We start from the raw sequence: 17,699 nt of genomic DNA, 5'->3' as shown, positions 1-17,699 counted from the left end.
GTGTTAGGGTCGGAGCGGTGGACAGCGAGGTGGTCGATGCGCTTCACCCGACCGATGCCGACGCGGATCCTTTCCGGTCTCCTCCGGCGCGTATCGATCGCGCTGGCGGCCGGGATCGGTATCCGCCGAGCGTGGGAGGGGGAGACGCAGCGGGCACCGGTGCGGTGGCGGGGAGCGCTCGAGGCGGTGAAAGCGGGCCTCGACGCCGGCGACGGCCTCGCCGCAGCGTTCGCCCGGGCGGGGGCGACCTTTCCTCCGCTGGTGCTCGGGATGGCCGCCGTCGGCGACCACACCGGCCACGAGGCCGAGGCGCTCCGCGATGTCGCCAATGTCCTCGACCACGCCGAGCGCACGCGCCGCGAGCTCTTCCGCGCGCTGATCCGCCCGGCCCTCCAGCTGCTCCTCGCGGCGGCCGTCGTGGGATGGTTCATCTTCCTCGGCGGCGACCTGCTCGGCCTCGGCCTCAAGGGTTTCCACGGACTGCAGGTGTACCTCGGGATCCTCGCCGGCGTCGCGGTGGCGGCGGTCCTGGGATGGTGGTGGCTCGTGGCGGCGTGGCGGCGGCGCGGGATCGTCCGCGCGGTGCTCGAGCGCGTGCCGCTGGTTGGACGGGCCGCCCGGCTGGCAGAGGCGGCAGCCTGGTGCCGGGCGGCAGCGCTGGCGGGCGCGGCCGGGCTCGACGCCGGCAGGCTCGTGAAGCTCGCCGGCGCCGTCGCCCCCGGCCTGGCGATCCCCGGCGATGTCCTCGAGGACCGGCTCCGGTCGGGTGCGACGCTCGCCGAGGCCCTGGCGGCCAGCGGCCGGATCCCGCCGCGGATCCTCTCGGCCGTCGGCGTCGGCGAACTGACCGGCAGCGTCCCCGAGGTCCTCGAGCGCCACGCGGGTGAGTTCGACGACGAGGCCCGGCGGGCGCTCGAGGCGGCCGCCCAGGGGGTGGCTTGGGGGATCTGGGCCGCCACGGCGGTCGTCGTGGGTGCGATCGTGATCCGGTTCTTCATGGGTTACGTGCGGATCATCCAGGGCGTGATCCGATGAACGGGGAAGATGGATCGCCAGGTGGGCACGGGGAGGGCAGGGGGATGCGACGGGGCGTGGCCAACAGCGTGTGGCTTTCGGCGCTGGCGCTCGCCGCCGTTGCCGCCCTGGCTTCGGCCGACGAGCCGAGCCCGGGCGACGACGAGCCGCAGCGCGTCACCCAGCAGGAGGCGATGACCAAGCGCGGCCTGACACGCTACCGCGGGGCGTGGCGGACGCGGCAGGAGATCGACCTCATCGAGCGCGAGCAGCGCGACGACGTGGCACGGAGACAGTGGGTGGGGAAGCTCGAGCGCCTCCGCGGCCAGCTCGACGATCCCGCCACCGCCCCACGCGCCACCGAGGAGCTCCGTGGGATCGCCGATCCGCTCGCCCTGCCGGCGCTGGTGGCGGCGATCGGCAAGGAGCCGGTCCTCCGCGTCCGCCTCCTCGAGATCGAAACCCTCTCCCGGCTCCCGGGCCCGGACGTGTTGGCGGCGTTGGCGGCGATCGCGCTTGATCACCCCGATCCCGAGACGCGGATCGGCGCCGTCGAGCGGCTCGCCGCCCTCGGGCCGCGCCCCGTGGTGCCGCTGTTCGTGGCGGCGCTGGCCGGGCCCGACAACGCCCGGATCAACCGCGCTGCCGAGGTCCTCGGCCGGCTACGGGCCACGGGCGCCGTCGGCGCCCTGATCGGCGTGCTCGAGACCGAGCACGTCGTCGTCAGCGGCGGCGGCCGCGAGGGGCAGACGAGCGCCACGTTCACGCCGTCGGGGGGCGGGCTGTCGCTCGGCGGCGGGCCGAAGCGCGGCAAGGTCCGCGTCCGCAACGACAAAGTCCTCGAAGCGCTCGTCGAAATCACCGGCGTCAACTTCGAGTGGAACGTCGACGCCTGGCGCGGCTGGCTGGCGACCCGCGACGCCCCGCCGGATCTCGACCTGCGCCGCGACTGAAGGGTGTCAGGCGGCGATCGGGTCGGCTGCCCGACGGATCCGCGGGAACCATTCGTCCTCGAGGACGTTGAGGGCGACCCGGTTTTCGAGGTTCGGCCGAAACACGGTGAGCAACAGCGGCGGCAGGAACCACGCCATGAACAGGCCGCCGTCGTGGGCCTTCCAGAACTGGCTGCCGAGGAGAACGGCGGCGGTGCAGCTGAGGAGCGTCCCCAAGTTCTTGCGCGGCGGCCAGATCGCCAGCGTCGCCATCATCGCCACGAACGCCGCCAGCACCGGGAGTCGGAACACGGCGTCGTTGCCGGGCAGGCCCCAGAACCCGGTGAGCGACACGGCATTGGGAAAGATCCACCCGAACATCTGCCGGAGCTGATCGAGGAACACCGTCGCGTCGGGGGCGGTGAACCACAACCCCGCGACCAGCGCCGCCAGCGACGCCGCCACGCCGACGACGAACCGCCCGATCCCGCGCTCCCAGTAGAAGCTGCACCACAGCGGAAGGAGGAACAGCGGGTAATAGATCGTGCCGATCGCCAGGCCGATCAGCGCCCCGGCGAGCATCGGCCAGCGGTAGGCGGCGATGGCAAGGATGATCAGCGCCCCGGGCAGCGCGTGATCGACGCGGCCGGTGAACAGCGCGGTCGAGGGGAGGAGCAGGTAGAGCACCGCCGCGGCGACGCCGAGCCGGACGTTGTCGAAGTGGCGCCAGCCGACGACCACCATCCCGACGACGATCGCCACCTGCGAGAGGATCGCCATGATCCGCGCGGTGAGGGCGTGGACTTCCTGCCGGGCCGCGGGCGGGGCACCCGCCGCGGCCCCGTCGGGCGAAAACAGCGACTGCGTCGAGATCTGCGGGAGCAGGAACAGCAGCGGGTAGCCCGGCCCGAGCCGGGTGAGCTGATCGGCGTCGAGCCCCGGCTCACGGGCCTCGATCCGGGTCGCCGCCTCGGCGGCCGCGAGGTCCTCCTGGGCCGGTGGGGTGACGACGACGTTGGCCAGGAGGAACACCAGCAGCGACCCGCCGAGGAACACCAGGCCACCGGGCGAGAGGTTCGACTCCAGCAGCGGCCGGCGCTCCATCAGGGTGTCGAGGAGCATCCGCACCATCAGGAACGCCGACACGGCGAAGATCCAGACGTAGCCGAGCTGGCGGGTGGCGTCGCTGTCGCGGAATTCACCGTATTCGCGGGCGAGCAGGCCCGGAGCGAGGAGGATCAGGGCCGCCAGGTCGACGTTGCGGATGCTGAACACGCGGCTGAACTTGAAGAACAGCGCGACTGTCAGCAGCGACGACAGGTAAAACCAGGTCGTCGGGTTGACGCGGTAATAATGGAAGAGAACGTCGCTCATGCGCCCCCGGCTGCCCCGCCGGCCGGCCGTCGTCGGCTGGCCAACACGACAGCCTACGCCGGGGGCAGGGTGGGGGGAAAGTGGGCTGGGCCACCGACCGGTGGCGGTCGCGGCACGGCGGCGACATCAGCGAGGAAAGCGCGTTTTCTCGGTTCGTTCGATCTGGACGACGACGCGGTCTTGCACGATCGCCAACACCGACCCGAAGCGGAGCCCGCGCAGGGCGTCGCCGATCCGTCTCAGGACGGCGTCAGTCGCCGGCTGCGCGGAGGACTGCGTTTCGATCGGCCGTGGGGAGTCGGGTCCGTCCGGCATGGCGGCTTCCTCACGATTGGAAGGACTGCTGACTCCTTTGGTATGGCAAGTGCCGTGCCGGGACCCGATCCGAACGCCAGGCACGCCCCTCCGTGACGTGGGTGCCGGTTTGTCTTTCCCAGTGTGACGGGGAACCATCGTGGTCGGGGCCGAGCGGCGGTTTTCCTGAACATGTCACGGTTGTCGTCCGACCAAATATCACGGACGACCTTGGGATGTGACGGAAAACTTGTTCCCATGATCCGACACGCAGCCGCCATGACCGAAACCGACCCCCTCGCCGCGGTGTGGCGCGAGACCGGCCGGCACCTCGAGATTGCTGTCGCGGTCGACGCGATTGCCGATGTGCTCTCGGCCGCGTTTCCTGTGGCGGGCATCCACGTGGTGCGCATCGTCGCCGATGGGCAGCGCGTGGAGGTCGTGGCGAGCGCCGGTCCGTCGGGTGCCCCCCAGCCGGCCTCCCCGGCCACGCCGCTCGCTGCGGCGCAGTGGCGGAGGCTCGTCGCCTGGGTACGGAGCGGCGCGGTGGCCACGACCGACGACGCCGCGGTCGCCGCGCTCGTGGCGGCGGTCGGCCATCCGCGCGGTGGCCTGGCAGGGGCGCTGTGCGGTGTCGATGGCCCGCTCGGCGCCGTCGTGTTCGAGCCGGCATCGGGCGAAGCATTTTCCGCCGCCGACCGGGCGCTCGTCGCCCGGCTCCTCGAGCCGTTCGCGGTGACACTCGAAAACGACGCCCGGCTCCACGAGCTGCGGTCGCTGCGGCAGGCGGCCGAGGCCGATCGGCGCTCGCTCCTGTCGCGGCTCGGCCGGCAGGAGATCGCCGAGGATGTCGTCGGCGCCCGCACCGGGCTGCGGCACGTGATGGAGCGGGTCGAGCTGGTCGCGCGCTCCGACGTGCCGGTGCTGATCCTCGGCGAGACCGGCACCGGCAAGGAGGTGGTCGCCCGCGCGATCCACACCCGCTCGAAACGTGCCGACGGGCCGTTCATCCGCGTCAACTGCGGCGCGATCCCACCGGAGCTCGTCGATTCGCAGCTCTTCGGGCACGAGAAGGGGAGCTTCACCGGCGCCGCCGACCAGCACCAGGGATGGTTCGAGCGCGCCGACCGCGGCACGCTGTTTCTCGACGAGATCGGTGAGCTCCCCCTGCCGGCGCAGGTCCGCCTCCTCCGCGTGCTCCAGGACCACCAGATCGAGCGCGTCGGTGGCAAGGCACCGGTGCGGGTCGACGTGCGGATCGTCGCCGCCACCCACCGCGACCTGGCCGCGATGGTCACCGAGCGCTCGTTCCGCGAGGATCTCTGGTACCGCGTGAACGTGTTCCCGATCCTCCTTCCCACCCTCCGCGAGCGCCGCGAGGACATCCCGGCGCTGGTCCGTCATTTCGCCCACCGGGCGGCGGTGCGGTTCGGCCTTCCCGAGGTCGAGCCGACCAGCGCCGACCTCCTGCTGCTCGGCGAATACGACTGGCCGGGCAACATCCGCGAACTGGGGGCGGTGATCGATCGGGCGGCGATCCTCGGCGGCGGGCGCGGGCTCGACGTGGCGGCGGCGCTCGGCCTGGGGCGGCGTCCGCCGCCGCCGGTGCCGGCCACCGATCCGACGTTGTTCGAGGTCGTGCCCGAAAGTACGCCGCTGGCGGCCGCCGTCGAGCCGGCGCCGGCGTTGGCCGACATCGTCCCCTTGGCCGTGACGATGCGCCGCCATGTCGAGCGGGCTTTGACAGCGACGCGCGGGCGGATCGAGGGACCGCGCGGCGCGGCGGCCCTGCTCCAGATCAATCCCCACACGCTCCGCGCGCGGATGCGGAAGCTGGGGGTCGAGCCGGGGCGGTTTCGGGACTGACTGCGGCCGCGCCGGCCGGCGGTGCGATCCCGGCGGCGGCGCTCGTCATGCTGCCGGTGCCGCGGCCGCTCGCTTCTTTTTCTGATCGGCAGGTTTGTCGCGCGCCGACGGCGGCGCCTGCTCGGCGTTCCAGACGTCGTAGAGCTTTTGGAGCTCGGCGACCCGCGCCGGCTCGGCGGCCGCCCGATCGCGCTGTTCGCCGACGTCGCTCGACAGGTCGTAGAGCTCGGGCTTGCCGCTGCCCCCCTTCGAGACCACGAGCTTCCAGTCGCCCTTGCGCACGGCCCACTGCTCGCCGCAGCGCCAGTACATCGAGTCGTGGGGGCGGCCGGTCTGACGGCCAGAGAGGTAGGGGAGGATGTCGACGCCGTCGAGATGCGCTGCCGCGTCGACGGGCTTGCCGGCGGCGGCGAGCACGGTGGGGACGACGTCGAGGTTCATCACCGGCAGGTCGTAGGCCTTGCCCGCCGGCAGCGTCCCCTTCCACTTTACGAGGAACGGCACGCGCGGGCCCCCTTCGAACGTCGTCATCTTGAAGCCGCGGAGCGGGCCGTTGCCCGACGTCGTCCCGGCGGTCGGGCCGCCGTTGTCGGCGATGAACCAGACCAGCGTGTTCTCCTCCTGGCCGAGGGCCCGCACCGTCTCCAGGACGCTGCCGACGGCGTCGTCCATCGCCAACATCATCGCCGCGAACGTCCGTCGCTTCCCCTCGGGGATCGTGGCGAACCGGTCGAGATACTTTTGCGGCGCCTCGAGGGGGGCGTGCTGGGCGTTGAACGGGAGGTAGAGGAACCACGGCTCCCCCGTGCGGTCCTTCAGCCATTCGACGGCGCGCTGGGCGTAGGCCTCGGTCGTGTAGAAGGCGGGATCGTCGACCGGCACGACCTCCGTCGAGCGGCGCGAATCGATGAACTGCTTGGGATGGAAGAACGGCGTGTTGCCCAGCGTGCCGTAGAACTGGTCGAAGCCCCGCGCCGTCGGTAGGTAGGGCGGTTTGCCGCCGAGGTGCCACTTGCCGATGCACATCGTGGCATAGCCGAGCGACTTGAGACGCGTGGCGAGCGTCGTCTCGTCGAGGTGCAGGCCGGTCTGCTGGGCCACGGCGTTGAACTCGTGGCCGAAGCGCGTCGGGTAGCGGCCCGTGAGCAGGCCGGCGCGCGATGGGCTGCAGTAGGTGGCGGCGACGTAGCCCTGCGTGCAGCGGACGCCGTCGCGGGCCAGCGAATCGATGTGCGGCGTGGGGATCTCGCGGTTCCCCTGGCAGCCGAGCTCACCCCAGCCGAGGTCATCGGCGTAGATCACCAGCACGTTCGGCGGTGCCGCGCTGCCCGGCCGGGAAACCCACAGACAACTCACCAGCGACAGCACGAGCAACGCCGCGACGCGCATGATCGACCTCCGGCGGAGACTTCTCAATTCCTGGGAACCTCGCTAAGGTACGCGGACCTTGCGGGTGTTCGTCAACCGGCGGCCCCGCCTGCGGGTGCCACCATCGCCCGCCGACAATCCGTTTTCCGCGTCGCTGACCTGTCGACTTGGAGGCACGCCCGACCCGCTCCCCCGCGGCGCTGGAGGTGCCCGTGCCTGTTTTCCCGGATAACGTCGAGACGATCGGGCGGACTCCGCTGGTGCGGATCAATCGCCTTGCCAGCGGCCTCGACGTCCGGCTGCTGGCCAAGATCGAGAGGCGCAATCCAGCCTTCAGCGTCAAGTGCCGGATCGGCGCGGCGATGATCGAGGACGCCGAGCGGAGCGGCAAGCTCGCGCCCGGCCAGCATGTCGTCGAACCGACCAGTGGCAATACCGGCATCGCCCTGGCGTTCGTCTGCGCCGCCAAGGGCTGCCCGCTCACGCTCCTGATGCCCGAGTCGATGTCGGTCGAGCGCCGCCAGTTGCTCCGCGGGCTCGGAGCGGAGATCGTCCTCACGCCGGCCGGCGAGGGGATGCGCGGAGCCGTGGCCCGGGCCGAGGAGATGGCCCGCGACCCGCGCTATTTCATGCCGCAGCAGTTCAAGAATCCCGCCAACCCCGAGATCCACTTCCGTACCACCGGCCCCGAGATCTGGAACGACACCGAGGGGCGGGTCGACGTGTTCGTCGCGGGCGTCGGCACCGGCGGCACGATCACGGGCGTGTCCCGGTTCTTCAAGCAGGCCCAGGGCCAGCGCCTCCACACCGTCGCCGTCGAACCGGCTGCCAGCCCGGTGCTCTCCGGCGGCTCCCCCGGCCCCCACAAGATCCAGGGGATCGGCGCCGGCTTCGTGCCCGACGTCCTCGACCGCAGCCTCGTCGACGAGATCCTCCAGGTGACCAACGACGAGGCCGTCGCGCTCGCCCGACGGATCGCCAAGGAGGAAGGGATCCTCTGCGGCATCTCCTGCGGTGCGGCGATGCACGCGGCGCTGCGCGTCGCGGCCCGGCCGGAGTCGGCCGGCAAGACGATCGTCGTCGTCCTTCCCGATTCTGGTGAACGCTACCTCTCGACCGGCATCTACGAAGCCTGAGCCCGCCACCCCGCCCACGATTCCCCTCGGAGCCCGTCTGCCATGTCCGACAGCCTTCTCCAGCGCAGCGTGACCACCGCCGTCGCCCGCAACTTGGCCACTACGACCAAGACGCGGCCGATGATGATGTCGATCACCCCGCGGCATCTGCTCCACCTGCTCCCCTGGGTGCAGGTCGAAGGGGGCGTGTACGTGTCAACCGGACGAAGGTCGAGCTCTCCAAGGCGGAGCGGATCGAGATCGTGCCGGCCGATGGCGGCCTCGCCTTCAATTCCGGTGAATTGCGCAGCGTCCCGCTGTTTTCCCGGTTTCCCGAGACGCTGCTCGAACAGATGCAGCAGCGCTTCCGCACCGAAGAGGTGCCGCTGGGCAGCGACTTGCTCATCGAGGGGCAGGATCGCAGCACGTTCTTCGTGATCGCCCAGGGGCAGGTCGAGATCCTCTCCAAGGGGGTCCACGGCCGCGATCTCCGCGCCGCCCTGCTCGCCGAGGGGGAGTTTTTCGGCGAGGTCGATCTGGTGAGCGACAAGCCGTCGGGGATCACCGTGCGGACGATCACCCCCTGCGTGCTGCTCACGCTCTCGCGCCAGGATCTCGACGCGGTGCTCGACAATCTTCCCGCCCAGCGCGACTCGTTCCGGCAGGCGGTCGACGAGCACCTCGCCCTGCGGTCGAGCGTCAACCGCTACGGCGAGCGCAACATCGACCTCGTCTCGGGCTTCGCCGAGAACGTCGAGATTCCCGAGACCTTCGTCGACTACGCCGCCAATCCGCGCGAATACGCCCTGGCCGCGATCCAGACCGTGGTCCGCGTCCACACGCGCGTCTCCGACCTCTACAACGGCCCCTACGACCAGCTCGAGGAGCAGATCCGCCTCACCATCGAGGGGATCAAGGAGCGCCAGGAGTGGGAACTGATCAACAACCAGAAGTTCGGGCTGCTCCACTCGGTCGACCCGGCGATGCGCGTCAGCACGCGCTACGGCGCCCCGACCCCCGACGACCTCGACGAGTTGCTGTCGCTGGTCTGGAAGAAGCCCGCCTTCTTCCTCGCCCACCCCAAGGCGATCGCCGCCTTCGAGCGCGAGTGCACGCGCCGCGGCGTGCCGCCGGTGACGACGACGATCCACGGCTCGCCGGTGATCATGTGGCGCGGCGTGCCGCTGGTACCCTGCGACAAGCTCGAGAACGCCGAGGTGGGCTATTACCACGACGACCGGGCGATCACGCGCGGAGCGCAGGCCGAAGGGTCGGGGATCTGACGGCCGAGGCGGGACCAGCGAACCGGAAACAACAGCATGAGCATGTCCGACGTGATCGGGACCAACAGGTCGGGGACCGCCGCCGAGGAGATCGGCGCCGCCGCCGCGCGGCTGGCGCGCGACGCCATCGCGGCAGCCGCCGTCGGGGGGATGGCGCCGCCGACGGCCCCCCCCACGGCGCCGGTGCCTGCCCCGATGATTCCCTCGGCCGCAGGCCAGCAGGTCGACGTCCCCCTGCCGACCGGGATGACCCTCCCCAGCGGGCTCCTCCAGCCCCATGGGCTCCCCCAACAGCCGCGAGAGGCCGCGCCGGCGACTCATCATCATTCCGTGCAGCGGGGCACCACCGACTGGACGGGGCTGCGGCGGTTCGTGAGCCAGGTCCGCGGCCTCGACCACCGGCAGTCCGCCCCGCTACCGGCGTGGCAGGGCGCCGGGCTCCAGTCGGCAGCGGGCGTGCCGGCGACCGCCGCGGCGGCGGGCTTCGACGTCGATCGCGTGCGTCTCGATTTCCCGATCCTCCAGGAGCGGATCCACGGGCACCCGCTCGCCTGGTTCGACAACGCCGCCACCACGCACAAGCCGCAGGCGGTGATCGACGCCCTCGCGCGGTTCTACGTTACCGACTACGCGCTGCTCCACCATGCCACCCGGCGTCTCGAGGCGATCGACAAACTGCGCCTGGTGGGGACGGCGCGGGACAAGGTCGGCGTGCTGTCGTTCGTGCTCGCCGGCCACGACCCGGTCGCGATCGGGCAGCGGCTCGACCGCGCCGGCATCGCCGTCCGGGCCGGCCACCACTGCGCCCAGCCGTCGCTGCGGCACTTCGGTCTCGAGGCGACCGTGCGCCCGTCGCTGGCGTTCTACAACACCGTCGCCGAGATCGACCGGCTCGCCGACGTCGTCGCCGGGATCGCTGCCGGCTGAGCGCCCGGCTCGCCGGGGGGCGGAGCGGGAGCGAGCGCGGCCGCCGGCCGGGGCGTGGTGGCGGCGGGTGCGGTCGCCCGGGCACCGTACGGCCAGATCAGCGGTGCCAGTGCCACCGTGACGGCCATCACCAGCAGGTTGAGCGGGCCGCCGAAGCGCAGGTAGTCGGAAAACCGGTAGCCGCCCGGGCCGTAGATCATGAGGTTGGTCTGGTAGCCCATCGGCGTCGCGAAGCCGCAGCTGGCGGCGACCGTGATCGCTATCACGAACGGCAGCGGATTGACGCCGAGGTCCGCCGCTGCCTGCCAGGCGATCGGGAACACGAGCACCGCCGCGGCGTTGTTGCTCATCAGTTCGGTGAACAGCATCGCCACCAGGTAGACGGCCGCCAGCACGGCGGAGGGGTTCGACCCGGCGGCCGAGATCGTGGCCTGAGCCAGCATCCCGGCCAGGCCGGTCTTCTCCAGCGCCCTGGCGAGGCCGAAGCTGGCGGCGATCAGCAGCAGCGACTCCCACTCGATCGCCCGCCGCGCCTCGCCGGCCGATATGCAGCGCGTGGCGATCACCACGCCGGCGGCGACGAGGGCCGCGGCGACCATCGGCACCCGATCGCTGGCGGCGGCGGCGACCATCGCCACCAGGACCGCGCCGGCGATCCAGGCCCGGTCGTGCCGTGGGGGCTGGGCACCGGCGATCTCGCTGACGAGGTAGAAGTGGCGGCGCGATCGGTTGCGCTCGATGAAACCGGGGCTCGCCTCGAGGAGGAGCGTGTCGCCCGGCTCGAGGACGATGTCGCCGAGCTTCCCCTGGAGGCGCTCGCCGTTGCGGGCCACGGCGATCACCACCGCGTCGTAGGCGGTGCGGAAGCGGCCGTCGCGGATCGACAGGCCGACTGCCGGGCAGGCCGGCGAGACGACCGCCTCCACCAGTACGCGCTCGCTGCGTGGCCCGTCGAGCTGGAACACCTGGTCGGTGGCGGGGCGCAGGCCGCGGATCTTCTGCAACTCGACGACGCTGTCGATCACGCCGACGAACACCAGCCGGTCGCCGGCCTCGAGGCGTTCGCTCGGGGCGACCGCGGCGAGCACGTGGCCGGCCCGGTCGATCTCCATGAGGAACAGCCCGTCGAGGCCGCGGAGCCCCGCCTCCTCGATCGTCCGCCCCACCAGCGCGCTGGCGGGATCGACCTCCATCTCGACCGAATACTGACGCGGGTCGTCGGTCTCGCTGATCGCCGGGCGCCGGTCGACGAGGAGGTGCCGGCTGGCGACGAGCAGGTAGACGAATCCCACCGCCAGCAGCGGCACGCCGAGCCAGGAGATGTCGAACATCCCCATCGGCTCCCCGGTCTTGGCCTTGAGCAGGCCGCTGACGACGACGTTGGTGCTCGTGCCGATCAGCGTGCACAGGCCGCCGAGGACGACCGCGGCGTTCATCGGCATCAGCAGCTTCGACACACTGAGCCGGTGCTTGGCGGCCCATGTACGGATCGCCGGCACCATCAGGGCGACGACGGGGGTGTTGTTCATCAACGCCGACACCAGCGCCGGCCCGGCCATCGTGCGGAACTGCGCCGCTTCGAGCGACTTCGGCCTGCCGAGCACCCGGTCGACGACCAGCGCCAGGGCGCCGGTCCGCTCGACCGCCGCGGCCACCACGAACAGCGCCGCGACGGTGATCATTCCCTCGTTGGCCATCCCCTTGAGGGCCTCGTCGGGGGTCAGGACCCCGGCGGCGAGGAGCACCACCACGCCGCCGATCATCGCCATGTCGGGGGCGCGCTGCGCCGACGACAGCAGCACCAGCGTGACGACGACGACCACCGCGGTGAGGAGGCTTTGCCAATCCACGGTCGTGTGCCCGCTGGTCGGTGAAAGCGTGCCGCTCGCGGCCGGGGGTCGGCGACGTGTGCCGATTCCGCCACGGGGGCGATGCGGAGGTTTTCCCGTCCCGGGCGGCCGCGGTGCAAGGGCAACCATCACCCCGGTCGGCGATTGGCGGAGCCGGCGCGGGCCATGGTACCCTGCCGCGGATCCACGGCTGGCTGTACCGGGTGGAGAGCGGCACGATCGACGTCCTCGTCGACGGCCAGGGTGCGGTGAAGCCGGCCGCGAAGATGCCGGCGAAGGGGCGGCGGTAGCAGGCGACCATGACCAGCCGCAACGACACGGCGCGCGAGCGCTTCAGCGACTATTACGCCCTCCCCACCGCCCCGTGGGACATCGGCCGGCCGCAGCACGCCTTCGTCGCCGCCGGCGACCGGATCGGCGGCCGCATCCTCGACTGCGGTTGCGGGAGCGGCGATCTGGCGATCTGGCTCGCGGAGCGCGGCCACGCCGTGACCGGCGTCGACTTCCTCGCGGCGCCGCTCGCGGCCGCGCGCGACAAGGCACGCCGCGCCGGTGTCGAGGCGACCTTCCTGGAGATGGACGCGTTGGCCGTCGGTGAGATCCCCGCGCGGTTCGACGCGGTCACCGACTCAGGGTTGTTCCATTCGTTCGACGACGCGGCCCGCGCCCGCTACGTGGCGGCGTTGCGCCGGCTGCTGGAGCCGGGGGCGCGGGTCTTCATCCTCTCGATGTCACCGGCCGAGCCGGGCGAGCAGGGACCACGGCGCGTGTCGGAGGGGGAGATCCGCACGGCGTTCGCCGACGGTTTCACGGTCGAGTCGATCGAGCCGGCCCGGTTCGAGGTCGTGCCGGGGATCGCCGGCGCGGAGTTCTCCCCCGGCGGTGCCCACGCCCTGTTCACCACGCTGCGGCGGGCCTGAGCCGGACGGCGCCTGGTCCGGCGGCGCCGCGCGGAGTAGAACTGGGTGTGGGCCGGGAGGGCGCGGCCGCGGAGGGTGGCTGATGGCACGCGTACGCAACGGCGGCCCGGAGCCGTCGGGCTTCCTGTGGCTCGTGGTCGCGGGACTGTCGCTAGTCGCCCCGACCGCCCCTGCGGTGATCATCCAGACGACCACCGGCAGCGGCAACACCACTGCCCCTCCCGACGATCCGGGCTGGGCCGCCGTCGGCGCCCGGGGGATCGGCACCGGCGTCTACGTGGGCAACGGCTGGGTCCTCACCGCGGCCCACGTCTGGTCGGGGCCGATCACCCTCTCGGGCAGCACCTACTTCGCCGTCCCCGGCTCCGAGGTCCGGCTCACCAATGCCGGCGTGCCGGGGATGACGGCGGACACCGACCTGATGATGTACCGGCTCACGGTCATCCCGTCCGGGATCGTCGCCCCGCGGATCGCCGCGGCGCCGCCGGCAGTGGGGACGGCGGTGACGATGATCGGCGCCGGTCGCGACCGGCAGCCGGGGCTGACGGAGTGGAGCGTGAACACGTCGGCGTCCCCGTGGACGTGGACCGAGGTCGCCTCGGGAGGCGATGCCGCCGGCTACAAGGCGAACATGGCCGCCCGCTCGATGCGCTGGGGCACCAACACGCTCTCCGGGACCGGCGCGTGGATCTCCTACGGCTACGGTGATGTGCGGTCGGTGGTGACGACGTTCGACTTCGTGCCGGGCAGCTCCGAGGCCCAGGCCAGCTACGGCGATTCCGGTGGCGGCGTGTTCACGAAGAACGGTGCCGATTGGGAGCTGGCGGGGCTGATGCTCGCGGTTGCCGGCTACTCCGGTCAACCCGATGCCGGTGCCAACGCCGTGTTCGGCAATGAGACCTTCTCCGCCGACCTCGCGCTCTACCGCCCGCAGATCATGGCGATCGTCCCCGAGCCGTCGGCGCTCTTGCTGGCCGGGATCGGCGCCGGCTGGCTGCTCCTCCGCCGGCGCCGGGCCTGAGCGCCGCCCGAGCCGATCGGTTCCGGACCCCCGGCGGCGTGCGGGGCCCCTGTCGTTCACGCGGGCCGGTCCCACCAGCAGCCGGAGCGCCCGATGCGGCTTTATCCCTGCGACCGCTATCCGCTGCCGCTGCCCGAGGGGCACCGCTTCCCGCTGGTCAAGTACCGGCGGCTGCGCGAGCGGCTCGAGGCCCACGCGGCGGCGGGGGCGGCGCTGGAGTTCATCGAGCCCCACGCGGCGACGGCCGACGAGCTGCTCCGCGTCCACGAGCGCGGCTACGTCGGGCGCGTGCTGTCGGGCAGCCTGTCGGCCGCCGAGGTGCGCCGGATCGGGTTTCCCTGGAGCGGGGAGCTGGTCGAGCGCTCGCTGCGCAGCACCGGCGCCGCCGTCGATGCCGCCGCGGCGGCGCTCGAGGATGGCGTGGCCGCAAGCCTCGCCGGCGGCACCCACCACGCCGGCAGCGACTTCGGCGAGGGGTACTGCGTGTTCAACGACACCGCCGTCGCCGCCCGCGAGTTGCAGGCCCGCGGCGCGGTCGGGCGCGTGCTGATCCTCGACTGCGACGTCCACCAGGGCAACGGCACGGCGCAGATCTTCGCCGCCGACCCGACGGTGTTCACGATGTCGATCCACGGTGCCCGCAACTTCCCGCTCCGCAAGCATCCCGGCTCGCTCGACGTGCCGCTCGACGACGGCTGCGACGACGCCGGCTACCTGGCGGCGCTCGAGCCGGCATTGGCCGAGTCGCTCGCCCGGGCGCGTGCCGACCTGGCGCTCTACATCGCCGGCGCCGATCCCTACGCCGGCGACCGGCTGGGGCGGCTGGCGCTGTCGAAGGCCGGGCTTCTGGCCCGCGACCGGGCGGTCCTGGCGGCCACCCGCGGCGCCGGGCTCCCCGTGGCGATCGTCTGCGGCGGCGGCTACTGCCCCGACGTCGACGAGATCGTCGACATCCACGCCGCGACGATGCTCCTCGCCGCCGGTTGGGCCTGACGGGTGTCGGCGGCAGCTCGGGAGCCGGCGCTCAGCCGCCGTCGCGCTCCCCGCCGGCCTCGTCGCTGTCGTCATCGTCGCCGTCATCGTCGTCTTCGTCTTCGAGCGCCGTGAACACGAACGCCGCGCGGCGCGGCGGCGGCATCGGCGAATCGGCGCCGCGGACGCTCTTCCACACGATCTCGTTGAGGAGCAGGTCGTCGGCGGCGTCTTCGCGCGAAAAATCCATCGCCAGCGAGGCCTCCGCCCCCCAGGCACTGGCGACGTTGCGCTCGTCGAGATCGACGGCCGCCGGCCGGCAGACATAGGGGGTGGGGTCAGCCGTCTTGGCGAACGAGCGGACCATCGGCAGCGCCGCGGCGTCGAACTGTGACATCGGCTCGAGGCCGAGGATCAACTCGATCGAGCGGAGCATCGAACTGGTCGAGTAGAGCGTCGAATCGACCGCCCCGCGCCGGGCCCACGGGCTGATCATGAAAGCGATCGTGCGGTGGGCGTCGACGTGGTCGGAGCCGTTCTGGGCGTCGTCCTCGACGACGAAGATCGCCGTCGTCGGCCAATAGCGCGACCGGCTCACCGCCTCGACGATCCGCCCGAAGGCGAGGTCGTTTTCCGCCATGAACGCCGTGGGCGTGAGCTTGCCGGGGCTCGCCCCGCTGGTGTGGTCGTTGGGAAGGCGGACGATCTGCAGCCGCGGCATCTCCCCCTCGCGCTCGAAGCGCGCCAGTTCGGCGATGAACCTGTCGGCACGCTTGAGATCGGAGTAGTCCTGGTCGAAGCTGCGGTAGCCCGGGTCGAAGCGCCCCTCGAGCGCCGGCACCTTGGCCGTGCAGGGGGCGTCGGGCGTCGGGCCGTTGGCGACCCATTCGCCGTAGCTGCGGAACGAGACCCCGGCGGCGATCGCCCGGTCCCAGATGTAGCCCCCCGCCGGCCGCGCCGCGGCGAAGTTCCCCTCGCTGGGATAGGGGAACTTCTTCGCGCGGTTGTGGCCGTAGGAGAGCGGCCAGTTGCGCTCGACGAAATCGGTGGCGTAGGCCCCCATGCTCCATTCGTGGCCGTCGGCGCTGACCTCACTCTCGACGTAGAAGTTGTCGAGGAGGACGAACTCCCGGGCCAGGGCGTGGTGGTTGGGGGTGACACGCTCGGGAAACAGGCACAGCGTCGGGTCGCCGTGCCCCTCGGGCATGTCGCCGAGGACCTGGTCGTAGGTCCGGTTCTCCTTCACCACGTAGATCACGTGGGTGATCGGGCTCTTCCCCCCGGCCGAGAGCGGGATCGGATGGTCGTCGAGCTCCTCGGTGGTGAAGGCGTCGAGTGCCGCCGGCGGCCGGCAGGCGAAGGCGCGCTGCGTCCACTCCGCGAGCCGGGCCCGGCCCGCCTCGTCGTCGGCGGGCAGGTCGATGAACGACACCGTCCCCTCGAACAGCCCGCCGATGTAATCGGGGGTCGGCGCGTCGCGGTCGTAGCCGGGGCGCGGGCCGTTGCGGTTGGAGTCGGAGATCACCCCCTTGCCGTTGGCGACCAGCAGCGTGCGGCCGTCGGCGGTGACGCGGACGCAGGTCGGATACCAGCCGACGGGGATGAACCCCAGGCTCCGCGAGCGCCCCGGTTCGGCGACGTCCCACACCGAGAGGGCGTTGATCGTGGCGTTGGAGACGTAGAGCCGCGTACCGTCGGGGGAGAGGGCGAGGGAGTTGGGGGTGTTGCCCGGCGGCGCGTCGGGCGACAGCGTGGCGACGAGCGTCTCGGTGACCGCGAGCGTGTCGGGATCGATCACCGACACACTGTTGCGGTTGGCGTTGGCGACGAACAGGCGCTCGCCGTCGGGGGTGAGGAGCATCTCGTTGGGGTGCTCCTCGACCTCGACCCGGCCGACGACATGCGGCGCGTCGGGTGTGGAGATGTCGAGGACCGCGACGGCGGCCTGTGCCCACAGCGAGACGTAGAGCCGCCGCCGCGCGTTGTCAACGACGCAGGTCCAGGGATGGGGGGCGTCGGCGATCACCCGCTCGAGGAGCGCGTCGGCGCGCTTGGTGATCGACGGGTCGTCGGTCGTCGGCCGTGGTATCGGCGCCGGCGCCGGCGCCACGGTGCCGAGGAGCAGCTCGGGATGGACGACGGCGGCATGCTCGGCCGTCGCCGGCGAGACGACCGAGACGGTGTGGCCCCAGACGTTGGCGGCGTAGAGGTGGCCGCCGGGGCCGAGGGCGATCCCGCAGGGGATGCCGCGGACCGTGGGCTCGCGCACCGCCACCGCTCCGGCCGGCACGAGCACGCCGGCCTCGAAGCGGAAGGCGAGGATCGTCTCCGCCGACCCTCCCGAGACGTATAGCCGCGTCCCGCCGTCGGCGAACGCCAGCCCCTGGAACGCGTCGTCGAGCCGCGTCCGTGACAGGATCCGCCGCGTCTCGATGTCGCCGACCGCCAGCTCGTGGGGCCCGTAGCCGCAGTGGAGAACGACGGCGTGGCGGCCGTCGGGGTGGAGGGCGATGTTGACCGGGAAGTCGCCGACCACGGTCTGCCGGCCGACCGGCCGCAGCGACCACTGGTTCGGGAGGATCACCGAGCCGTCGGGCTGCGGGCCTGGCGTGCGCCGGCCCGGATGGGGGGCGGTTTCGGGAGCGGCGGTGCTGCTGGGCTGCCAGGCGTTGGCCGGGTGCGCCGCGGCCAAGCCGATACCGATGATCGTCGCCGCCAGAATCGTGCAGGGGCGGTGCATGCCGGGTGTCTCCTCTGGGTTCC

The 17,699-nt window shown here is 71.9% G+C and carries 13 protein-coding genes and 1 pseudogene; 9 read left to right on the top strand and 5 right to left on the bottom strand.

Annotated elements, in window-relative coordinates:
* Nucleotides 1-36: 36 nt before the first annotated feature.
* Nucleotides 37-1,035, top strand: coding sequence for a hypothetical protein (locus tag FJ309_01755; GenBank protein MBM3953342.1), 999 nt, complete (start codon nucleotides 37-39; stop codon nucleotides 1,033-1,035).
* Entirely contained in the window at nucleotides 1,032-1,967 is a 936-nt protein-coding gene (locus FJ309_01750) for a hypothetical protein (GenBank protein MBM3953341.1), read from the top strand. The genes FJ309_01755 and FJ309_01750 overlap by 4 nt, the downstream gene beginning before the upstream one ends.
* Nucleotides 1,968-1,973: 6 nt before the next feature.
* Here FJ309_01750 and FJ309_01745 read toward each other — a convergent pair whose 3' ends face one another.
* Nucleotides 1,974-3,320, bottom strand: coding sequence for a hypothetical protein (locus tag FJ309_01745; protein ID MBM3953340.1), 1,347 nt, complete (start codon nucleotides 3,318-3,320; stop codon nucleotides 1,974-1,976).
* Nucleotides 3,321-3,446: 126 nt separating this feature from the next.
* Nucleotides 3,447-3,635, bottom strand: a complete 189-nt coding sequence (locus tag FJ309_01740) for a DUF2292 domain-containing protein (protein MBM3953339.1) — start codon at nucleotides 3,633-3,635, stop codon at nucleotides 3,447-3,449.
* Nucleotides 3,636-3,893: 258 nt separating this feature from the next.
* Between FJ309_01740 and FJ309_01735 the strand changes: the two genes are divergently transcribed.
* A complete protein-coding gene (locus FJ309_01735) occupies nucleotides 3,894-5,480 on the top strand; it encodes a sigma-54-dependent Fis family transcriptional regulator (GenBank protein MBM3953338.1) in 1,587 nt (528 codons plus the stop codon).
* A 45-nt stretch (nucleotides 5,481-5,525) separates the two neighbouring features.
* Here FJ309_01735 and FJ309_01730 read toward each other — a convergent pair whose 3' ends face one another.
* Nucleotides 5,526-6,869 (bottom strand): sulfatase, encoded by a 1,344-nt coding sequence (locus FJ309_01730; protein ID MBM3953337.1) that lies wholly within the window; start codon nucleotides 6,867-6,869, stop codon nucleotides 5,526-5,528.
* A 191-nt stretch (nucleotides 6,870-7,060) separates the two neighbouring features.
* On the opposite strand from FJ309_01730, the gene cysK reads away from it, so the two are divergent.
* The 3 genes and pseudogenes from cysK (at nucleotide 7,061) to FJ309_01715 (ending at nucleotide 10,173) form a co-directional block, all read left to right on the top strand.
* Nucleotides 7,061-7,984 (top strand): cysteine synthase A, encoded by a 924-nt coding sequence (gene cysK / locus FJ309_01725; GenBank protein MBM3953336.1) that lies wholly within the window; start codon nucleotides 7,061-7,063, stop codon nucleotides 7,982-7,984.
* Between the two features lie 42 nt (nucleotides 7,985-8,026).
* Nucleotides 8,027-9,246, top strand: a pseudogene (locus tag FJ309_01720) (cyclic nucleotide-binding domain-containing protein).
* Between the two features lie 36 nt (nucleotides 9,247-9,282).
* Nucleotides 9,283-10,173, top strand: a complete 891-nt coding sequence (locus FJ309_01715; GenBank protein ID MBM3953335.1) for an aminotransferase class V-fold PLP-dependent enzyme — start codon at nucleotides 9,283-9,285, stop codon at nucleotides 10,171-10,173.
* On the opposite strand, the gene FJ309_01710 is transcribed toward FJ309_01715, so the two are convergent.
* Nucleotides 10,110-12,023 carry an SLC13 family permease gene (locus tag FJ309_01710; GenBank protein MBM3953334.1) on the bottom strand — a complete coding sequence of 638 codons (1,914 nt, stop codon included), beginning with the start codon at nucleotides 12,021-12,023 and terminating at the stop codon, nucleotides 10,110-10,112. The two genes, FJ309_01715 and FJ309_01710, sit on opposite strands and share 64 nt — an antisense overlap.
* Before the next feature lie 299 nt (nucleotides 12,024-12,322).
* Here FJ309_01710 and FJ309_01705 point away from each other — a divergent pair, with 299 nt between their 5' ends.
* The 3 genes from FJ309_01705 (at nucleotide 12,323) to FJ309_01695 (ending at nucleotide 14,957) form a co-directional block, all read left to right on the top strand.
* Nucleotides 12,323-12,943 carry a methyltransferase domain-containing protein gene (locus FJ309_01705; GenBank protein MBM3953333.1) on the top strand — a complete coding sequence of 207 codons (621 nt, stop codon included), beginning with the start codon at nucleotides 12,323-12,325 and terminating at the stop codon, nucleotides 12,941-12,943.
* A gap of 82 nt (nucleotides 12,944-13,025) precedes the next feature.
* Nucleotides 13,026-13,964, top strand: a complete 939-nt coding sequence (locus FJ309_01700; protein MBM3953332.1) for a PEP-CTERM sorting domain-containing protein — start codon at nucleotides 13,026-13,028, stop codon at nucleotides 13,962-13,964.
* A 93-nt stretch (nucleotides 13,965-14,057) separates the two neighbouring features.
* Nucleotides 14,058-14,957 (top strand): histone deacetylase, encoded by a 900-nt coding sequence (locus FJ309_01695; protein MBM3953331.1) that lies wholly within the window; start codon nucleotides 14,058-14,060, stop codon nucleotides 14,955-14,957.
* Between the two features lie 31 nt (nucleotides 14,958-14,988).
* Here the strand turns inward: FJ309_01695 and FJ309_01690 are convergent, their stop codons facing one another.
* Nucleotides 14,989-17,676 (bottom strand): YncE family protein, encoded by a 2,688-nt coding sequence (locus FJ309_01690; protein MBM3953330.1) that lies wholly within the window; start codon nucleotides 17,674-17,676, stop codon nucleotides 14,989-14,991.
* Nucleotides 17,677-17,699: the final 23 nt, after the last annotated feature.

The organism is Planctomycetota bacterium (genome assembly GCA_016872555.1).
In the GTDB taxonomy this organism is placed as follows: Bacteria; Planctomycetota; Planctomycetia; order Pirellulales; family UBA1268; genus F1-20-MAGs016.
The sequence above is the reverse complement of the archived record's forward strand: the minus strand, read 5'-3'. Positions and strand labels throughout refer to the sequence as shown.